The 19,280-nt window shown below is 65.9% G+C and carries 13 protein-coding genes and 1 tRNA gene; 7 read left to right on the top strand and 7 right to left on the bottom strand.

What is annotated here, in order from left to right; translation table 11 throughout:
* The first annotated feature begins 70 nt into the window (after window positions 1–70).
* Window positions 71–1,291: an NADP-dependent isocitrate dehydrogenase gene (locus KV697_RS19135; protein WP_058751803.1), complete on the top strand. Its 1,221-nt coding sequence runs from the start codon at window positions 71–73 to the stop codon at window positions 1,289–1,291.
* A gap of 265 nt (window positions 1,292–1,556) precedes the next feature.
* Here KV697_RS19135 and KV697_RS19130 read toward each other — a convergent pair whose 3' ends face one another.
* The gene (locus KV697_RS19130) at window positions 1,557–2,006 is read right to left on the bottom strand and encodes a c-type cytochrome (RefSeq protein WP_219019524.1); all 450 of its coding nucleotides are present in this window, start codon (window positions 2,004–2,006) and stop codon (window positions 1,557–1,559) included.
* Window positions 2,007–2,119: 113 nt separating this feature from the next.
* On the opposite strand from KV697_RS19130, the gene KV697_RS19125 reads away from it, so the two are divergent.
* A complete protein-coding gene (locus KV697_RS19125) occupies window positions 2,120–3,898 on the top strand; it encodes a cation:proton antiporter domain-containing protein (protein WP_219019523.1) in 1,779 nt (592 codons plus the stop codon).
* A 38-nt stretch (window positions 3,899–3,936) separates the two neighbouring features.
* Here KV697_RS19125 and KV697_RS19120 read toward each other — a convergent pair whose 3' ends face one another.
* The 6 genes from KV697_RS19120 to KV697_RS19095 form a co-directional block, all read right to left on the bottom strand.
* Complete coding sequence (locus tag KV697_RS19120) at window positions 3,937–6,609, bottom strand: valine--tRNA ligase (RefSeq protein ID WP_219019522.1); 2,673 nt, start codon at window positions 6,607–6,609, stop codon at window positions 3,937–3,939.
* A 224-nt stretch (window positions 6,610–6,833) separates the two neighbouring features.
* Window positions 6,834–8,456 (bottom strand): histidine kinase famiy protein, encoded by a 1,623-nt coding sequence (locus tag KV697_RS19115; protein WP_306822665.1) that lies wholly within the window; start codon window positions 8,454–8,456, stop codon window positions 6,834–6,836.
* Between the two features lie 73 nt (window positions 8,457–8,529).
* Window positions 8,530–9,096 (bottom strand): DUF2497 domain-containing protein, encoded by a 567-nt coding sequence (locus tag KV697_RS19110; protein WP_219019521.1) that lies wholly within the window; start codon window positions 9,094–9,096, stop codon window positions 8,530–8,532.
* A 42-nt stretch (window positions 9,097–9,138) separates the two neighbouring features.
* Complete coding sequence (locus KV697_RS19105) at window positions 9,139–10,659, bottom strand: TolC family outer membrane protein (protein ID WP_219019520.1); 1,521 nt, start codon at window positions 10,657–10,659, stop codon at window positions 9,139–9,141.
* A gap of 6 nt (window positions 10,660–10,665) precedes the next feature.
* A complete protein-coding gene (locus KV697_RS19100; RefSeq protein ID WP_219019519.1) occupies window positions 10,666–11,334 on the bottom strand; it encodes a protein-L-isoaspartate O-methyltransferase family protein in 669 nt (222 codons plus the stop codon).
* A gap of 164 nt (window positions 11,335–11,498) precedes the next feature.
* On the bottom strand, window positions 11,499–12,470 hold the full coding sequence (locus KV697_RS19095; protein ID WP_219019518.1) for an NYN domain-containing protein: 972 nt from the start codon (window positions 12,468–12,470) through the stop codon (window positions 11,499–11,501).
* A 20-nt stretch (window positions 12,471–12,490) separates the two neighbouring features.
* Between KV697_RS19095 and KV697_RS19090 the strand changes: the two genes are divergently transcribed.
* From KV697_RS19090 to KV697_RS19070, 5 genes are all read left to right on the top strand, one after another.
* A tRNA-Cys gene (locus KV697_RS19090) sits at window positions 12,491–12,564 on the top strand.
* 159 nt (window positions 12,565–12,723) lie between these two features.
* Window positions 12,724–14,610, top strand: coding sequence for a M61 family metallopeptidase (locus KV697_RS19085; RefSeq protein WP_219019517.1), 1,887 nt, complete (start codon window positions 12,724–12,726; stop codon window positions 14,608–14,610).
* Between the two features lie 102 nt (window positions 14,611–14,712).
* Window positions 14,713–15,303 carry a PAS domain-containing protein gene (locus tag KV697_RS19080; RefSeq protein ID WP_257575450.1) on the top strand — a complete coding sequence of 197 codons (591 nt, stop codon included), beginning with the start codon at window positions 14,713–14,715 and terminating at the stop codon, window positions 15,301–15,303.
* Window positions 15,300–18,752 (top strand): CheR family methyltransferase, encoded by a 3,453-nt coding sequence (locus tag KV697_RS19075; RefSeq protein WP_219019516.1) that lies wholly within the window; start codon window positions 15,300–15,302, stop codon window positions 18,750–18,752. Before KV697_RS19080 ends, KV697_RS19075 begins: the two co-directional genes overlap by 4 nt.
* The gene (locus KV697_RS19070) at window positions 18,745–19,131 is read left to right on the top strand and encodes a response regulator (RefSeq protein WP_219019515.1); all 387 of its coding nucleotides are present in this window, start codon (window positions 18,745–18,747) and stop codon (window positions 19,129–19,131) included. The genes KV697_RS19075 and KV697_RS19070 overlap by 8 nt, the downstream gene beginning before the upstream one ends.
* The last annotated feature ends 149 nt before the right edge of the window (window positions 19,132–19,280 follow it).

Here is a 19,280-nt window from a genome sequence, read left to right as displayed (position 1 = left end):
GGGGTGGTTGATCCGCCGCGCCCCCTCCCCTAGACGCGTGGCAAACCCGCCTAATCTGAAGGATGCGCATATGGCGAAGATCAAGGTAAACACCCCCGTCGTGGAGATCGACGGCGACGAAATGACCCGGATCATCTGGGAGTGGATTCGCGAACGCCTGATCAAGCCGTATCTCGACATCGAGCTCGCCTATTTCGACCTATCGGTCCAGAATCGCGATGCGACCGCCGACCAGGTGACGATCGACAGCGCCCATGCGACCCAAAAGTACGGCGTCGCGATCAAGTGCGCGACCATCACCCCCGACGAGCAGCGCGTCGAGGAGTTCGGCCTGAAGAAGATGTGGAAGTCGCCCAACGGCACGATCCGCAACATCCTGGGCGGCGTGGTGTTCCGCGAGCCGATCGTTATCAAGAACGTTCCCCGCCTCGTCCCCGGCTGGACCCACCCGATCGTCGTCGGCCGTCACGCATTCGGCGACCAGTACAAGGCGACCGACTTCAAAGTGCCCGGCAAGGGCAAGCTGACCCTGAAGTGGGAAGGCGAGAATGGCGAGTCGATCGAGGAGGAGGTGTTCAACTTCCCCGCCGCCGGCGTCGCCATGGGCATGTACAATCTCGACGAATCGATCCGCGACTTCGCACGCGCCTCGATGAACTATGGCCTGAACCGCGGCTGGCCGGTGTACCTGTCGACCAAGAACACCATCCTGAAGGCCTATGACGGCCGCTTCAAGGACATCTTCCAGGAAGTGTTCGACGCCGAATTCGCCGAGCAGTTCAAGGCGGCGGGCATCGAATATCAGCACCGCCTGATCGACGACATGGTCGCCTCGGCGCTCAAGTGGCACGGCGAATTCGTCTGGGCCTGCAAGAACTATGACGGCGACGTGCAGTCGGATACCGTGGCGCAAGGCTTCGGCTCGCTGGGCCTGATGACCTCGGTCCTGATGACCCCGGACGGCAAGACCATCGAGGCGGAAGCGGCGCACGGCACCGTGACCCGTCACTATCGCCAGCACCAGCAGGGCAAGGCGACCTCGACCAACCCGATCGCGTCGATCTTCGCCTGGACCGGCGGTCTGAAGTATCGCGGCAAGTTCGACAACACGCCCGACGTGGTCCGCTTCGCCGAGACGCTGGAAAAGGTCTGCGTCCAGACCGTCGAGAACGGCCAGATGACCAAGGATCTCGCGATCCTGATCGGCCCGGATCAGCCCTGGATGACCACCGAGCAGTTCTTCGAGGCGATCCGCGTCAACCTCGAAACCGCGATGGCCAACTGGCAGTAATGTCTGCCGAAAGGTTATGAAGAAGGGGCTCGGAGGCGTTGCTTCCGGGCCTTTTTTTGTACCCTGCCCCACCCCCGTTCAGCCTGAGCGCAGTCGAAGGCCACGGGAAACGCTCTGCAAAACAGATATTGGAGAGGTTTCCGCGTAGCCTTTGACTGCGCTCAGGCTGAACGGCTGTTGAGGATTAGGGGCGCGCTATCTTCACCGCCGTTTACGCTAAGCGAAGTCGAAGCGCACGCCCCGCCCTCGCCGTTTGGCGTTTCGCCTATTCCCGCCCTTCCCGCTCCAGATACGCAATCACATCCGCCCGCGCGAGCGGGTCGGGCAGTCCGGGGAAGGTCATCTTCGTTCCCGGTGCAAAGCGTTGCGGGGAGGTCAGCCAGCGGTTCATCGTCGCACGGTCCCAATGCCCGCCAATCCGCTCCAACGCGGCGGTATAGCCATAGCGCGGACTCCCGCCCGCGACCGGCTTGCCCATGATGCCGTGCAGGTTCGGCCCTGCCCGGTCGAGTTCGCCCTTGCCGATCGTGTGGCAGGCCAGGCACTGGCCGAAGGTCCGCGCGCCCGCATCGGCATCCGCGACCTGAATCAGCGCGTCGAGCGACGGGTTCGGCCCCGCTTTCTTGAGCCGTTCCGCCCGGTCGCCATCCCCGCACGCTGAGAGCGCCAGACAGGGCAGAATGGCAAGGGCGGCGATAAAACGGAGCGGCTTCATCACGCCGCCCTACCGCCGCCCCTACGCCCTGCCCCATTGGACGAATCGCCCCATCGTCGTTTCGTGGGATTAACGACCTGACAAGCGCGACAAAGCCGGGCTAGTCTGGCGCCATGGCACTTCGGTTAGACAATCAGGGCTTTTCCGACGCCCTCGTGATCCTCGGATCGGCGGGGATCGTCATTCCCGCCTTTGCGCGCTTTCGGGTCAGCCCGGTCATCGGGTTCATCTTGGTCGGGCTGCTGGTTGGCCCGGCGGGGCTGGGATCGCTCGTACCCCATGCGCCATGGCTCTACTATTTGACCATCTCCAACCCGGAGTCGATCGAGCCCTTTGCCGAGTTCGGCATCATCTTATTGCTGTTCTCCATAGGCTTAGAGCTATCGTTTCGCAGACTTTGGGCGATGCGGCGGCTGGTGTTCGGCACCGGTGCGGCGGAGTTGATCGGCTCGGCGGCGCTAATCGGGATCGCGCTTCATATGCTGGGGCAAGGCTGGGCCGGAGCGATCGGTCTGGGCCTTGCTCTTACCCTGTCCTCAACCGCTTTGGTGCTGCCGCTGGTCGGCACGACGAGCCCGGTGGGCCGCGGCGCCTTCGCCATGCTTTTGTTCGAGGATCTGGCGCTGGTCCCGATCATCTTCGCGTTGGGCGCCATGGCACCGACCGCCAGCGACGAAGGCTGGGTCGGCATTGCGGGCGTCGCGTTGCGAGGTGGTCTGACGGTGGTCGCCATGTATCTGGGCGGCAAGTTCGTCCTGCCGCGCCTGTTCGCCCAGGCCGCGCGGACCAAGAGCCCCGAGCTGTTCCTGGCCGCCTCGCTGCTGGTCGTCATCGTCGCCAGCGTCGCAACCACCGCCGCCGGGCTGTCGCCGATCGTCGGCGCGCTGCTGGCGGGCCTGCTGATCGCCGAAACCGAATATCATTCCGAGGTCGAGGTCATGACCGCGCCGTTCAAGGGACTCGCGCTCGGCGTGTTCTTGATTACAGTCGGCATGAGCCTGGACCTGCGCCTGATCGCCAAGAACTGGGACATGCTACTGCTCGCGGTGGTCGGCGTCGTCGCGGTCAAGGCAATCGTCACCTATCTGCTGCTGCGCGTGGCGCATGCCAGACGTGGCGTCGCGGCGGAGACGGGGTTGCTGATGGGCAGCCCGTCCGAAACCACGCTGATCGTCTTGGGAACGGCGGCGCAGGCGCAGTTGATCCTGCCCTCGACCGCCAGCTTCTGGCAGACGGTGACCGCGATCGGCCTGACGATCACCCCGCTGCTCGCCAAGGCGGGCCGGGTCATCTCGCGTCGGATCGAAGCGCGCAGCGGCGAACTGCCCCCCGCTCCCGAAGCAGATGCCGATACCGGACGCACCGTGGTCATCGGCTTCGGCCGCGTCGGAAAGATGATCGCCGACATGCTGACCGTCCATGGCCAGCCCTATGTCGCGGTCGAGGCGGATATCGATTCGGTCGGCGAGGCGCGGCGGGCGGGCTATCCGGTGCTGTTCGGCGACGTGGCACGGGCAGAGTTGGTCGACCGGCTGAACCTGCCCGCCGCGCGCGCGCTGATCCTGACGATGGACGATCCGGTGCTCACCGTGCGGCTGGCGCGGCGCATCCGCGAGGCCGCCCCCCACCTGCCGATCATCGCACGCGCCCGCGACATGGCGCATGCGACCGAGTTGTACCGTGCGGGCGTCAGCGAGGCGGTGCCCGAGACGCTGGAAAGCTCGCTGCAATTGTCGGAGGCGGTGCTGGTCGATCTGGGCGTCGCGATGGGCCCTGTGATCGCGTCAATCCATGAAAAGCGCGACGAGCTGCGCCAGGTCATCCGGCGCGAGGCGCAACTCCAGCGCGAGCCGCGTATCCGGCGGCTGCGGCGACTGGGCGAGCAAGGGTAAGTCCCTCCCCGTCGGGCGACCGGGAGGAATCAGGCGGATCAGCCCAGGCGGCCCAGCGCCGCGTGCAGGCGGGCGGCTTCGGCCATCTTGTCGGCGTGGTCGGCCTTCGCCTTTTCCACCGCTTCGGGCTTGGCGCGTTCGACGAAGCTGGCGTTGCTCAGCCGCCCGCCCAGCGCGTCGCGTTCCTTCTCAACCGCCGCAATTGCCTTGGTCAGGCGCTGACGCTCGGCATCGAGGTCGATCACGCCTTCCAGCGGCAGGACGAAGGTCGCCTCATCCACCACGACCTGCAGCGCACCACCGGTCGCTTCACCCTCGGCCGCCTCGACACGCGCCAGACGTGCCAGTGCCGAAGCCTGACGGGTCAGGCGTGCTGTCGTCCCCTCGTTCGCGTCACGCACATGCATCGGCAGACGCGCGCCCGGTGGCACGTTGAGTTCGGTGCGCGCCGCGCGGATCTCGCTGACCAGACGGATCAGCCAGTCGATTTCGCGCTCCGCCTCGGGGTCGAGCGCGCGGGCGTCGGCCATCGGCCACTGGGCCACGATCAGGTCGTGATCGCGCGCGCCCATGGCGTGCCACAGTTCCTCGGTGATGAAGGGCATGAAGGGGTGGAGCAGGACCAGGATCTGGTCGAGCACCCAGCCCGCCACCGCGCGGGTTTCGTCACCCCCCTCTTCGCCGCCCTGAAGGACCGGCTTGATGAGTTCGAGATACCAGTCGCAGAAACGGCTCCAGACGAATTGGTAGATCGCGTTCGCAGCGCCGTCGAAGCGGTAGTCGGCCAGCGCGAGGTCCACCGCCTGCACCGTCTTCACCGTCTCGGCGATGATCCACTTGTTGACCGCCAGCGTGGCGTTCGGGGCCTCCAGCGTGGTCGATGCGCCGATGCCATTGGCTTGGGCGAAGCGCGCCGCGTTCCACAGCTTCGTCGCGAAGTTGCGATAGCCCTCGACCCGGCGCTCATCCATCTTGATGTCGCGGCCCTGGCTTTCCATCGCCGCCATGAAGAAGCGCAGCGCGTCGGCGCCATACTGGTCGATCAGGCCCAGCGGATCGACCGTATTGCCCTTCGACTTCGACATTTTGGAGCCGTCGGCGGCGCGAACAAGACCGTGGAGATACAGCGTCTTGAAGGGCACATCCTCCATGAAGTGCAGGCCCTGCATCATCATCCGCGCATCCCAGAAGAACAGGATGTCGAAGCCGGAGATCAGCACGTCGTTCGGGTAACGCCCCGCCAGCGTCTTGTCGCCATTGTCCGGCCAACCGAGCGTCGCGAACGGCCAGAGCGCGGAGGAGAACCAGGTATCCAGCACGTCCGGGTCGCGGGTCAGGGTGACGCCCTCGCCTGCCTGGCCTTGCGCCTCTTCCTCGGTTTCGGCGACGAACACGCGGCCGTCATCGGCAAACCAGGCCGGAATCTGGTGGCCCCACCAGAGCTGGCGGCTGACGCACCAGGGCTGGATATTCTCCATCCAGTTGAAGAAGGTCTTTTCCCACGCCTGCGGTACGATCTTGATATCGTCGCCGCGCACCGCCTGGATCGCGGGCTGGGCCAGCGTCTTGGCGTCGACATACCATTGGTCGGTCAGCCACGGCTCGATCACCACGCCCGAACGATCACCGAACGGAGTTTGGATCGTGCGCGGCTCGGCGTCATGCTCCTCGCCGTCCTTGTCGATATGCGGGATCAGGACGCCCTCGTCCTTCAACCGCGCGACCACGGCCTTGCGCGCATCGGCGGTCGACAGGCCGAGGAACGCGTCGGGGATCAGGCCATCCGAGGTCTGGCAGATATGCGCCTTGCCATCGAGCATGTTGAGCATGTCGCGCGCTTCGATCCCTGCGCGGCGACCGACCTCAAAATCGTTGAAGTCGTGGCCCGGCGTGATCTTGACCGCGCCCGATCCCAGCTCCGGGTCGGCATGTTCGTCGGCGACGATCGGGATCAGGCGGCCGGTGATCGGCAGGCGGACCTGCTTGCCGATCAGCGCGGTATAGCGCGCATCGTCCGGATGGACCGCGACCGCCATGTCGGCCAGCATCGTCTCAGGCCGGGTCGTCGCGACCTCGATAAAGCCCGATCCGTCGGCCAGCGGGTAGCGCAGGCGCCAGAAGCTGCCCTTCACTTCGCGCGTTTCGACTTCCAGATCGCTGATCGCGGTGCCGAGCCCCGCATCCCAGTTGACCAGCCGCTTGTCGCGATAGAGCAGGCCCTGACGGTACAGGTCGACGAATACCTTCAGCACCGCCTTGCTGAAGCCCTCGTCCATGGTGAACCGCTCATTGGCCCAGTCCATCGAGCAGCCCAGGCGGCGCAGCTGGCCGGTGATCTGGCCGCCGCTCTCCGCCTTCCACGTCCAGACCTTTTCCAGGAACTGGTCGCGGGTGAAGTCGGTGCGCTTTTCGCCACGCGCGTTCATCTGACGCTCGACCACCATCTGGGTCGCGATGCCCGCATGATCGGTGCCGACGACCCAGAGCGCATCCTTGCCCTTCAGCCGGGCATGGCGGACGAGGATGTCCTGCAACGTGTTGTCGAGCGCATGGCCGATATGCAGGTTGCCGGTGACGTTGGGCGGCGGGTTGACGATCGTCCACGGCTCGGCATTCGGGCGGTCGGGGCGGAACAGGCCCTTTTCCTCCCAATGGCCATACCAGCGGGCTTCGATTGCGGCGGGGTCGAACGTCTTGGGCAGCTCAGTCATGCCGCTGCCTTAATCACCCGCGCGGCGTGACGCCAGATGCTATCCGGAGCGTGTCCCATCGGGCCGATCGCCTTGTCCCACTATTCCTCCCCTGCAACGGGAGGTGGCAGGCCGCAGGCCTGACGGAGGGGTGTCACCCTATCGAGAGGGGGGACACCCCTCCACCATGCTCCGCATGGTCCCCCTCCCCTTGCACGGGAGGAATAGGCTTAAGCGAACTTATGTCAGGTTCGCGCACCCGGCCGGTCGAGGACCGCGCGAATCCGTTCGTTCAGGTCGGCGCGGCGATAGGGCTTGCGGATCAGCTCATAGGAGCGCGCGCCCTCGTCGATCGCCTCGTCGGCAAAGCCGGTGGTCAGCAACACCGACAGATGCGGATAATCGCGCCGCACCACCTGCGCCAGCGCGACGCCGTTCATGCCGCCGGGCATCAGGATGTCGGTGAACAGCAGCGCGAAATCGCTGTCCCGCGCCAGATGGTCCAGCGCCTCGCGCGCGCTGCGGGTCAGGACGACGTCATAGCCCAAATCCTCCAGCATCGATTTGCCGAGATCGCCGACATCCTCTTGATCCTCGACCATCAGCACACGCTCGACCCCGCCGCTGCGCGCAGGCTGGACGGGTGCGGCGCGACGTTCGGTGACTCCGGCGGCGCGGGGGAAATACAGCGCGAGCGCCACGCCCTCGCCGTCCGGCTCGACCGTGGCCAGCCCGCCCGACTGGCGCATGAAGCCATAAACCATGGCGAGACCCAGCCCCGCGCCCTTCCCCATTTCCTTGGTGGTGAAGAAGGGGTCGAAGATCTTGTCGGCGATCTGCGGGTCGATGCCCGGTCCGTCATCGGCGACGCGGACCACCACATATTCGCCGGGCTCCAGATTGGCCGGACCGTCGGCGCTGTCGGCAGACTGGATCATGTTGCGGGTCGAGATGGTGATCTCGCCCTGCCCCCGACTGCGCGCGATCGCCTCGCGCGCATTGGTGACGATGTTGAGCAGCGCCATCTCGGCCTGGACCGGGTCGATCCGGCAGTTCCAGAGATTTTCCTCCAACCGCTGGCGCATCACCACGCCCTCGCCCGCCGTGCGGTTCAGGATCGGGCGGAAATCCTCGATCAGCTGGTTGAAGTTGAGCAGCCGGTCGCGCAGCTCCTGCTTGCGGGCGAAGGCGAGCAGTTGCTGGGTCAGCGTCGCGCCGCGCGCGGCGGCGGCGGCGATCGCCTCGACCGCGCGGCGTCCGCCGCGGTCGCCCTGATCGACCCGCGCCTCGAGGATATCGGCATAACCGATGATGACCTGGAGCAGATTGTTGAAGTCATGCGCGATGCCGCCGGTCAGCTTGCCGACCGCCTCCATCTTCTGCGCCTCGTGCAGCGCGTCCTCGGCCTCGCGGCGGCGCGAAATGTCGAGCTGGCTGCTGAAGAAATAGACCAGCTCGCCCGCATCGTCATAGACCGGCGAGACGAACAGCGCGTTCCAAAAGGTCGAGCCGTTCTTGCGATAGTTGAGCAGTTCGACCGCGATCTCGTCGCGCCGTTCCACTGCGGCACGGATTTGCGCCACCACGTTGCGGTCCGTTTCCGGCCCCTGCAGGAAGCGGCAGTTCGTGCCGAGAATTTCCTCTTCGGAATAGCCGGTCATGAAGCTGAACGCTTCGTTGCAGAAGACGATGGGATTGTCCGGCTGCCGGGGATCGGTGACGATCATCGGCATCCGCGTTGTCTTCACGGCGGCGAAGAAGATGTCCGACTGGCCCGAATGCGGCTGCTTCGCATCGGCGATCGGCGGGGACGACACGGCCGAGCGCGTCGACTTCGATAGATCGGGCGTCTCGGGTGTCGGGTTCATACCCCACGAACCCGGACGGATGCCGCCGGTTCCGCTTGCATCCTGATGCAGGTGGAAAAGCCGGCGGGCAGGATCAGCGCCCTTCGCGCGTGATCCGGGCGATTTCGCGCGCGACCATCGCCTCGACCATCTCGGGCAGATGGGTATCGAGCCATTCGCGCAGCATCGGGCGCAGCATGTCGCGAACCAGCCCCTCCAGGGTGCCGTCGCTGGTGGGTTCGGGCTTGACCATCATACGGCTGAGCGCCTCCAGGGAACCACGGCTGGCCTCGGCCACGCGCGGGGAAACGATCGGCTCCTCGATCTCCTCCGCATCGGCCTGAACCGGGGGGGCGGCGGGCGCGGGCGCGGCGACATGCGCCACCGGCTCGGGGGCCGGAGCGGGCGCAGGAGCCGGTTCGGGCGCCACGGCACGCATCGCCGATTCGGCGGCGCGGGCGGCGGCAGCCTCGACCTTCATGCGCAGCGGCATCGGATCGCTGAGTTCCAGAACCTCGGGCGAATCATCCTCGGACGCAGGCGCGGGCACCGGGCGCGGCTGGCGACGCTGCCGCGCGGGCACTTCGCCTTCTTCGGCAATGATCCGTTTGATCGAGGAGAGAATCTCTTCCATCGACGGCTCGGCGCTGATCTCACCCATGACCGCAAACCCCATTCTTGCCCCCAAGGCCCCTGTCCGGCCTTATTGCCGGCTTGGCGCCTCCGCACCTGTGGTTAATGCGGGGCTTCTGTCAACAGGGGCGTTGACGTCGGGGTCGAGCGGACGGGTGATCGCCGCCGTCTGGGCGGGGGTTCCGGCGGTGGTGCTGGCGACCGGCGCAGGCTCGCCGTCGCCGCCCCAGTCGTTAATCCTGTTGCGGACGCGCTTGTAGTTGACGACCGGATCATAGAGCGAACCGCCGTCCAGCCCCAGGTCGCGCGCCTCGGCATTGCCCATCGCCGCGATCAACGCGAAGCCCGCGACATAGGCGTCGCGCCGCGCCGTCACCAACGTCACCTGGCTGTTGAGCAGTTCCTGCTCGGCGTTCAGGATGTCGAGCACGGTGCGGGTGCCGACGCTGTTCTCGGCCCGCACGCCCTCCAGCGACAGCGAGTTGGCGCGCACCGCCGATTCGGCCGAGGCGATCACCTCCTGCGAGGATTGCCACACGGCATAGGCGGAACGGACCTGCGCCACGACCTGACGCTCGGTGCCGGTCGCGTTCTCCAGCGCCTGACCGCGCAGCGCCTCGGCCTGACGGACCTGCGCCGCCGGGCGGCCGCCCTGGAACAGCGGCATGGACAGCTGCACGCCGACCGTCGCGTTGACGCCCGACACGGGCACGTTGGGCACGTTCAGCGAGCCCAGATAGTTGAAATAGTTACCGCTCGACACCGCCGCCACGCGCGGCAGCCGGTTGGCGCGGGCCACGTTGATGTCATAGCGGGTCGCATCCGCCGAGCGCCGCGCGGCGATCAGCTGCGGATTCTGGTCGAGCGCGACCGCCACCGCCTGGTTGGGCGACGCGGGCAGCGCGGGAAGCGCGGGCGGCTGCTCCAGGCCGACGGGCGCGACCCCGACGATGTTGACGTAATTCTCGCGGCTGGAGATCAAGTTCGCCTGCGCCGACTGAAGCTGCGCACGCGCCTGCGCCAGCCGCGCTTCGGACTGGGCGACGTCGGTGCGGGTCAAGTCGCCGACCTGAAACCGATCGCGCGAGGCGCGCAAATTGGTGTCCAGCACGTTGACGTTGCGGGTGTTGAGATTGACGATCGCCTCGTCGCGGATGACGTTCATGTACGCCGCGACGACGTTGGTGAAGAGGTTCGCCTCCACCCCGCGCAGCTGCGCCCGGCCCGCATCGACCCGCGTTTCGGCTGCGCGCACCGCATTCTTGACCGCACCGCCCTGATAGAGCGGCACCGACAATTGCACCTGCCCGGTGCCGACGCGTTCCGGGTTCAGGAAGTTGTTGTTGGCGACAACGATATTGTCGATGATCTGCGCATTGGATTGCAGCGACGGCAGGCCGTTCGACCTCGCGATCGGCACATTCTCATCGGTCGCGCGCTGGGCGGCGCGCTGGCCGGTGATCGTCGGGTTGGTCTGATACGCCCGCACCATCGCCTCGCGCAGCGTCTCCGCCGACGCCGATCCGGCAAGCAGCAGGGCCGAACCGATCAGAACGCCGGAGGTGAGACTGGAGGTCAGGTGCAGGCGCATGGTCCCTCAGAATTGGAAGGCGCGAGGACGGGCAAAGCCCGGCAGGATGGTGCATTCGGCATCGGCAAAGGCGCGGACACCGTGGCCGCCCTCGGTCCGGCGACCGCTCGCCAGACGCGTGACGCCGTTCTCGACCAGACCCGTGACGATCCGGCCGCCGATCTTGACCTGCTCGACCAGCACGGTCGGCAGTTCCTCGACCGCGCCGTCGATGACCAGCACGTCATAGGGGGCCGCCGCAGCATGCCCGGCATTGAGCGCGCCCTGCACGACCTCGACCTTGGTCTCCCCCGCCAACGCGGTGCGCGCGGCGGCGACCAGATCGGCATTTTCCTCGACCGCGATCACCTGGGTCACGATCCCGGCGAGAAGGGCTGCGGTATAGCCGGTGCCTGCACCGATCAGCAGCACGCGGTCGCCCGCCTCCAGATACGCCTCGGTCAGCAGACGACCGGTCGCCATCGGCAGATTGACCGCCCGCCCCTGTCCCAGGTCCAGCGTGCCGTCGCGGTACGCCACGGGCCGCAGCGCCTCGGGCACGAACGCCTCACGCGGAACGCGCGCCATCGCGGCGACGACACGCTGGTCGCTGACCGCCGTGGTGCGCAGCTGGCTCGCCACCATGGCATGGCGCATCGCGTCGAAATCGGAGGAATCGTAGCTGGTTGTCATCATCGCCCATCCCTGTCGCACAGCCGTTTTAGTTGTGCAATACACTAATTGGTTCCCGCCGCTTCTATCGCGTGGGCCTTCTATCGCCAAGCGGTTGAGCATCGATGAACAGTGAGCTCCCGACTGTTAATCGAGCGCAAAGCTGGTTGCGAGCCATGCTCGCTTGTTTAAGCCTCCAGACCGTAAACCTCCGAAGGCACTTTGATACGCCAGTAATCCTCGGCAGCAGCTAGAGCGACCCGAAGGGACGGGTGGACGATATAGCTCGACGTTGCGGACGCAAGCGGATCATAGCTTTCGACCAGCCACTGATGACCCAATCTCGACACCTCAAGCTGCTTAGTACCGACCTTCCAAGTCATATGCACATCTGACCGATCATGGGGACGAATGTTACAATTGTTTTCTGGTATTAAGCAAAATCCGTCCGGGCCATACAGGCATGATTTTAACGACACTGGACTTAATGCCATACAACTGTCAGCACTGTTCAACAGATCTTCTGCCGCGTGATCCGGATGCCACAATGTAACGTACATACCTTCGCGCACCAAAGCCTCTAGAAGAGGCTGAAAGTCAATATCACCAGCAATTAGGGTGCAGCGCTCCATGTTCTGCCGAACAGTGTGAAGCAACATATCAACCGCTATCTGCACATCAACTTTTTTCTGCCGAGCCTTCCTACCGCGAAGATCACCTAACTGAGCATGAAAGCCGTCAGTTGACTTGATAGCGTTTAGTGCAGCCATTTGCGGATCGATGCCCTCTAGCCAGATATGCTGCTCTTCACCATGCTCTCTCGCTGGGACAGCATCGTAGTAAAACGCCTTTTGGTGGATACCTCGCAAGACATCGTATCTCACGGTCACACCGGCTTTATCACCCAGATATCTCTCGCCTATCTTCTCCACTACCGACCTTAGACATCCGGCGTCGATGAAGAGATATGTAATATCAGGCCGGGCCGGATGTGAAATGAGCATGAAGAAGTTTAGCAAGCGTCGAGAAGCAATGGAACCCAATGCCTTCACCCCTCCGCGACGGCATCGATCGCCCGCAGGCCATATCAGGAACAGCGCGTACTTTTTCAAATCGACTGCGTACTCCCCTGTTGACGCCGCGCGAAAAACCGCACACATGCCCGCCTCCCACGCATCGAGGCGCGATGGCGGAGTGGTGACGCAGAGGACTGCAAATCCTTGCACCCGGGTTCGATTCCCGGTCGCGCCTCCAGATTTTTCCTGACATTTCGGATCACTGGACCAGCCCTGCGGGGCGGGCGGCGCAGCGATTCGGCCGTCTCTCGGCGGATCAGCCTATTCCCGAAAAGCGGTGGACCCTGGCCCGCCTCCATGCCTAAGTCGCGACCTTGTTGGCGCGAAGGGGAATATCATGCGGTTTCTGGCGATGACGGCGGCGTGGGCGCTGGCCACCACGGCGATGCAGCCGGTCGCGGCGCAGACCGCCCCCGCCCGGCAGGCCAATCAGGCGCCGGTCGAATATGACATCGCCTTCCCCCGCGCCCAGCATCACGAGGCGCAGGTCAGCGTCACCTATCGCGGGCTCGACCGCAACCCCGTCCGCTTCCAGATGGCCCGTTCGTCGCCCGGCCGCTATGCGCTGCACGAGTTCGCCAAGAACGTCTATTCGGTGTCCGCCGTCGACGGCGCAGGCAAGCCGCTGACCGTCGAGCGGACCGACCCCTATGGCTGGACGGTCGCTGGCCATGACGGCACCGTGACGGTGCGCTACACGCTGTTCGGCGACCGGGGCGACGGCACCTATGCGCAGATCGATCCGACCCATGCCCGGCTGAACATCCCCGCAACCTTCCTGTGGGCGGTCGGGCAGAGCACGCGGCCGATCCGCGTCCGCTTCCACCCCCAGGCCGGTTGGAAGATCGCCACGCAGCTGGCCCCGACGAACGACCCGACCGTCTTCACCGCGCGCGACCTGCAATATTTCATGGACAGCCCCGTCGAGCTGTCCGCCTGGGACGAGCGGCACTGGACCGTCGCGAACGGGGCGAAGACCTACACGATCCGCCTGACCGTCCATCATGACGGCAGCGCCGCCGATCTCGACCGTTTCGCGGCGATGGCGCAGAAGGTCGTGGCGCAGCAGATCGCGATCTTCGGCGAGACACCCGCCTATGACTATGGCACCTACACCTTCCTGGCCGATTACATGCCGCAGATCAGCGGCGACGGCATGGAGCATCGCAACTCCACGGTCATCAGCCAGGCGCGCTCGCTGGCGGCGGGCAAATTCTCGCAGATTCAGACGCTCAGCCACGAATTCTTCCACAGCTGGAATGTCGAGCGCATCCGCCCGGCCGAGTTGGAGCCGTTCGACTTTACCCGCGCCAATGCCACGCCGTCGCTGTGGCTGGCCGAGGGCTTCACCCAATATTACGGCCCGCTCGCGGTGGTCCGCGCGGGCGAGATGCCGGTCGAGGATTATGTCGCCCAGCTGTCGGGCACGCTGAACGCGCTCATCAATTCCCCGGCGCGGCGCTATGGCGGACCGCAGGAAATGAGCCTGCGCGCGCCCTTCGTGGATGCGGCGCAGTCGATCGACCCGACCAACCCGAACATCTTCTTCTCCTATTATCCCTATGGCGCGGTCATCGCGCTGGCGCTCGACATGGAGCTGCGGCAGCGCTTCCCGCAGCTGACGCTGGACGATTACATGCGCCAGCTCTGGCGCAGTTTCGGCAAGCCCGAGCGCAGCTATCGCCCCGACGATCTGCGCGTCGCGCTGGCGCAGGTGACGGGCGATCAGGGCTTTGCCGATCGCTTCTTCGCGCGCAGCATCACCGCCAGCGGCCTGCCCGATTTCGCGCCGCTGCTGGCCCAGGCCGGGCTGACCCTGCGCCAGAAGAACCCGAAGGCGGCCTGGGCGGGCGCTATGCCGGGGCCGGTCGAGGGCGGCATGGGAATGACGGTCGCGACCATGCCGGGCACGCCGCTCTATGACGCCGGAGTGGACAAGGGCGACCAGATCGTCAGCGTCGATGGCCGACCGGTGACCGATCAGCAGGCCTGGACCGCGATCCTGTCGCGCCACGCGCCCGGCGACCGCATCCCGATCGTCTATCGCCAGCGCGGCGGTGAACGCAGCACCACCCTGACGCTGGTTGCCGACCCGACGATCGAGGTGGTGACGAACGAAAGCATCGGCCAGCCGCTGACGCCTGATCAGGCCCGCTTCCGCCAGGCTTGGCTGGGGCCGCGCCCGGTGCCCAACGCCCCCTCGCCCGTTCCGTCCCCGCAATGATTTGAGCGCGCGGCGGGAACGTCAGGGCGTCCTGGCGGGTTTATCCATGTGAAGTTTTTGGGGGAGGCCGGGCATACCGGCACTTGCGGAGGGGAAGACGCCATGCGAATGCGCGTCATGGAGCCAGATTTCGTGCACGATACTGAAATTCCGAGTCATCTGGCCGCCTATCTGGACCAGTCCCCCATCGCCTTGGCGCTGGCCGATGCGCGCGACGACAATCCCTTGATCTTCATCAATCACGGCTTTCGCGAGCTGACCGGCTATACCAGCGAGGATGTGGTCGGGCAGAACTGCCGGATGCTCCAGCGTGATGCCGATAACGAAGAGGCGCGCGAACGGATTCGCGAGTTCCTGGCCAATGATCGCCAGTCGAATGTCCGCACGATGTTGATCAACTTCCGCAAGGACGGCTCGCCGTTCGTCAATCTGCTCTACATGTCGAAGCTGCGCCAGCTGGGCGGCAAAATGCCTTATATCTTCGCGTCACAGTTCGACGTCAGCCGCTCCCAGCCCGAACGACTGGCCGCCTATGACGCGGAACTGGGCCGGACCCTGGGCAAACTGACCCCGATCCTGGCGGAAAGCGGCATCGTGCTGGAGGGGTCGCTGACCGCGATCGCCAACACCGCCGCGACCATCGCCCAGGCCAAGCTGACCTTGTCGGACCTAGACCGGGCCGCCTTTCCATGAGCGCGGACGCCGAGGCTCCGCAGCCCACTCCGCGTCAGGATAACGGCATCGCCCCGGTGCCCGTGGTCGGCATCGGCGCATCGGCCGGCGGGCTGGAGGCGCTTCGCGAAATGCTGACCCCGGCGCGTGCGCCGACCGGCATGGCGTTCGTCGTCGTCCAGCATCTCGACCCCAATCACGAATCCATGCTCGCCCAGCTGCTCGACCGGCACACCAATCTGGAAGTGCGCCAGTGCGAGGGGTCGGAGCGGATCGAGGCCGACCGCGTCTATATCATCCCGCCCGGCCGGGGCCTGGCCATTCGCGGCGGCGTGCTGGAGCTGACCGACTTCATCCAGCCGCGCGGGCTGCGTCGCCCGATCGACGACTTCTTCCTGTCGCTGGCCAGCGACCAGCAGGCCAACGCCGCCTGCGTCATCCTGTCGGGCACCGGCGCGGACGGCACCACCGGGCTGCGTGCGATCAAGGAGAATGGCGGGGTCAGCGTCGTCCAGAAACCCGAAAGCGCGCGCTATGACGGGATGCCCCTGTCGGCGGTCGGCACGGGCCTCGTCGATTTCGTCAAGCATCCCGGCGAGATCCTCGACTGCCTCCACGCCTTTTTCGCGCGCCGCATGGGCGAGCCGAAGGAGCAGGAGGCCGAGGTCGTCGCCGATCATATCGACGATCTGTGCCGGGTGCTGCGCAACGCGGTCGGGCACGACTTTTCGGGCTATAAGCGCACCACGCTGGTCCGCCGGGTCGAGCGGCGGATGCACGTTCTGGGCATCGGCACCGGCTCGGCCTATCTGGCGCGGGTCAAGAGCGATGCGGACGAGTGCGAGGCGCTGTTCCGCGACCTGCTGATCAACGTCACCCGTTTCTTCCGCGATGCCGAACTGTTCGAGACGCTGCGCACCAAGGCGGTCGAGCCGCTGACGCGCGGGCGCGATCCGGACGAGGATATCCGCGTCTGGATTCCCGGCTGCTCCAGCGGCGAGGAAGCGTACAGCATCGCGATGCTGTTCGCCGAGGCCGCACGCGAAACCGGACAGCCGCTGGCGGTGCAGATCTTCGCCACCGACATCGACGAGCAGATGCTCCAGATCGCGCGCGAGGGCAGCTATCCAGCCTCCGCCATGGCCGATATTCCGGCCCATCTGCGCGAACGCTACACCATGCCGCACGCCGAGCGATTCAGCATCGCCGCGCCGATCCGCGACATGATCCGCTTTTCCAACCACAGCCTGGTCAAGGACCCACCCTTTTCGCGGATCGACTTGGTATCGTGCCGTAACCTGCTGATCTATTTCGACGACCGGTTGCAGCAATCGGTGCTGCCGCTGCTCCATTATGCGCTGCGGCCCGGCGGCTATCTGTTCCTGGGTCCGTCCGAGAGCGTCGGGCGGTTCGAGCATCTCTTTCCCGCGATCGACGGCCATGCGCGGCTGTTCGAGCGGTCGCCCGGTTCCCCCTCCTATCCCATCGATCTGCCCGGCAACAGGAGCCACAACAGCCCGCGTCGGCGCGGCGAGCGGGGCGAGCGCGACGGGAATACGCCCAGCGGCGACGAGAGCACGGCGATGCGCCGCATCGTCGACCGCTATTCCCCGCCCAGCATGGTGGTGGACCAGGACGGCGGCATCCTGGCCGCGTTCGGTCGGCTGAGCCGCTATTTCAACTTCCCCGTCACCCGCGCGGGCGGATCGAGCGCGATCACGCTGGCCCGCCCCGGCCTGCGCGAGGTGATCGGCCCGATGCTCCGCCAGGCCCGCGACGCGCGCAAGCGGATCGCGGCGCGCGACGTGGCGGTGACGACCGAGTTCGGCGTCCAGAAGGTCGAGGTGATCTGCGATCCCCTGACCGACGGATCGCTGCTGTTCCTGTTCCGCGACTCCGCGCCGTTCAGCCCGGTCGAGGCGAGCGACCTCGCCGATCTGGAGCCGGGCGACGACCATATCGAGGCGCTGGAGGACGAACTACGCCTGACCCGCCACCGGCTGCGCTCGACGGTCGAGGAGCTGGAGACGGCGAATGAGGAGCTGAAAAGCTCCAACGAAGAAATGATGTCGATGAACGAGGAGCTTCAATCGACCAACGAGGAACTGTCGACCGTCAATGACGAGCTGAAGACCAAGGTCGACCAGCTGACCGTCGCCAATTCCGATCTGCGCAATTTCTTCGAATCGACCGATCTCGCGGTGGTCGTGCTCGACCGCAACCTGCGGATTCGGAGCTATACCGAGGCGGCACGGGCCATCTTCCCGCTGCAGCCCAGCGACCGGGGGCGGTTGCTGGCCGATGTCTCGACCCGGCTGGCGACGACCGACTATCTCGACGGCGCGGCGCAGGTCGCGGGCGGCGGCGCCTCGATGCAGCAGCGGGTGACGACGCGCGACGGCGGGCGCACCTTGTCGCTGCGCGTTCTGCCCTATCGTACGCAGGGCGACGGGATCGACGGCGCGACATTGGTCCTGACCGACATCACCGACGCGCTGAGCCTGGAGCGCGAGCTGGCCGCCGAGCGCGAGCGGCTGGACCTTGCCATCAAGGCGGGCGGCATCGGTGTGTGGGAATATCGCGGCGGCACCGGCGAGATCTTCCTGGACGAAACCGGCCGCCACCTGTTCGGCTTCGGCGCTCACGACAGCGCGGACCAGGTGCATCAGGTATTCGACCGGATCGTCCCCGAAGACCGGCCCGGCGTCGAGCTGGCACTGGCCGAGGCGATGGCGGGGCGCGGCGATTTCGAAATGACGTTCCGGCTCGACCTGAACGGCAAGGAACGCTGGATCAAGGGGTTCGGCCGGGTCGTCACCGCCTCGGCGCCGCACCGGATGGTCGGTGTGTCGATCGACGTTACCGCCGAATATGCCATCGCCGAGACGCGCGAGCTGATGCTGCGCGAGATGAACCACCGGGTGAAGAACCTGTTCGCGATCATCTCCGGCATCGTCTCGGCGGCGTCGCGCTCGCATGACGACGTGACCGAGATGGCCGACGATGTGCGCGAGCGGATCGCGACCCTGGGCCGCGCCCATTCGCTCGCCTCGCCCGCGGGGGAGCAGCAGGCGATCCCGCTGGCCGCGCTCGTCGAGGCGACGATCGCTCCCTATAGCGGGCAGTCGACCATCACCATCGACGGACCGCCGCTCCTGGTCGATCGCCGCTGCCTGTCACCGCTGGCGCTGATCCTGCACGAATGGGCGACCAATTCGGTCAAATATGGCGCACTCGCCCAGCCATCGGGCGAGCTGGCGGTGTGCTGGGCGCTGGCGGACGGCAAGCTCCGGCTCGAATGGACCGAAACCGGCGGGCAGGTGCCCGACGAGACCGGGACCAAGGGCTTCGGCACGCTGCTCGTCCAGACGTCTTCACGCCAATTGGGCGCGGAGTTGGACCGCAAAGCCATCGACGGGCGTTTCCTGCTCAGCCTTACCTTGCCGGAGACGGTGCTCTCGCATGACTAAAACCATTTTGCTGGTCGAGGACGAGTTCTTCGTCGCGCTGGATCTCCAGTCCATCATCGAGGATGGCGGCTATCAGGTGGACGGCCCCTATGTCAGCGTCGAGGACGTGCTGGCGCATCTGGACGGCGACAAGCCCGAACTGGCCTGCGCCATCCTGGACGTCCGCCTGCGCGACGGCGAAGTCTTCCCGGCGGCCGAGCGACTGCAGGAGGCGGGCGTGCCGCTGATCTTCCATTCGGGCCATGCCGACGAACATGCGCTGCAATCGCGCTATCCGGGCGCGGCAGTGTGCGGCAAGCCATGCTCGCCGTCGCTGCTTCGGCGGACCCTGTCGATGGCGGTGTCGGGGCTGGCCGAGGGGGACCGGGCGGCGGGGTAGATGGGGGGGCTCGGTGAGACACCCTGCCCTCCCCCGGCCCCTCCCGCCTGCGGGAGGGGAGTTTTAAGCGGACTAGCGTCGCCCAGTATCCTCTCCCCTCCCGCAGGCGGGAGGGGCTAGGGGAGGGTAAGGTGTCTCACCGAGACTCC

This window comes from Sphingomonas sanguinis, assembly GCF_019297835.1.
In the GTDB taxonomy this organism is placed as follows: domain Bacteria; phylum Pseudomonadota; class Alphaproteobacteria; order Sphingomonadales; family Sphingomonadaceae; genus Sphingomonas; species Sphingomonas sanguinis_D.
Note: the sequence above shows the minus strand (reverse complement) of the source record. Positions and strands in the feature narration are given on the sequence as shown.

Coding starts and splice junctions, on each gene's coding strand:
- KV697_RS19135 (WP_058751803.1), top strand. CDS start 71: ATGGCGAAGATCAAGGTAAACACCCCCGTCGTGGAGATCGACGGCGAC.
- KV697_RS19130 (WP_219019524.1), bottom strand. CDS start 2,006: ATGAAGCCGCTCCGTTTTATCGCCGCCCTTGCCATTCTGCCCTGTCTG.
- KV697_RS19125 (WP_219019523.1), top strand. CDS start 2,120: ATGGCACTTCGGTTAGACAATCAGGGCTTTTCCGACGCCCTCGTGATC.
- KV697_RS19120 (WP_219019522.1), bottom strand. CDS start 6,609: ATGACTGAGCTGCCCAAGACGTTCGACCCCGCCGCAATCGAAGCCCGC.
- KV697_RS19115 (WP_306822665.1), bottom strand. CDS start 8,456: ATGAACCCGACACCCGAGACGCCCGATCTATCGAAGTCGACGCGCTCG.
- KV697_RS19110 (WP_219019521.1), bottom strand. CDS start 9,096: ATGGGTGAGATCAGCGCCGAGCCGTCGATGGAAGAGATTCTCTCCTCG.
- KV697_RS19105 (WP_219019520.1), bottom strand. CDS start 10,659: ATGCGCCTGCACCTGACCTCCAGTCTCACCTCCGGCGTTCTGATCGGT.
- KV697_RS19100 (WP_219019519.1), bottom strand. CDS start 11,334: ATGATGACAACCAGCTACGATTCCTCCGATTTCGACGCGATGCGCCAT.
- KV697_RS19095 (WP_219019518.1), bottom strand. CDS start 12,470: ATGTGTGCGGTTTTTCGCGCGGCGTCAACAGGGGAGTACGCAGTCGAT.
- KV697_RS19085 (WP_219019517.1), top strand. CDS start 12,724: ATGCGGTTTCTGGCGATGACGGCGGCGTGGGCGCTGGCCACCACGGCG.
- KV697_RS19080 (WP_257575450.1), top strand. CDS start 14,713: ATGCGAATGCGCGTCATGGAGCCAGATTTCGTGCACGATACTGAAATT.
- KV697_RS19075 (WP_219019516.1), top strand. CDS start 15,300: ATGAGCGCGGACGCCGAGGCTCCGCAGCCCACTCCGCGTCAGGATAAC.
- KV697_RS19070 (WP_219019515.1), top strand. CDS start 18,745: ATGACTAAAACCATTTTGCTGGTCGAGGACGAGTTCTTCGTCGCGCTG.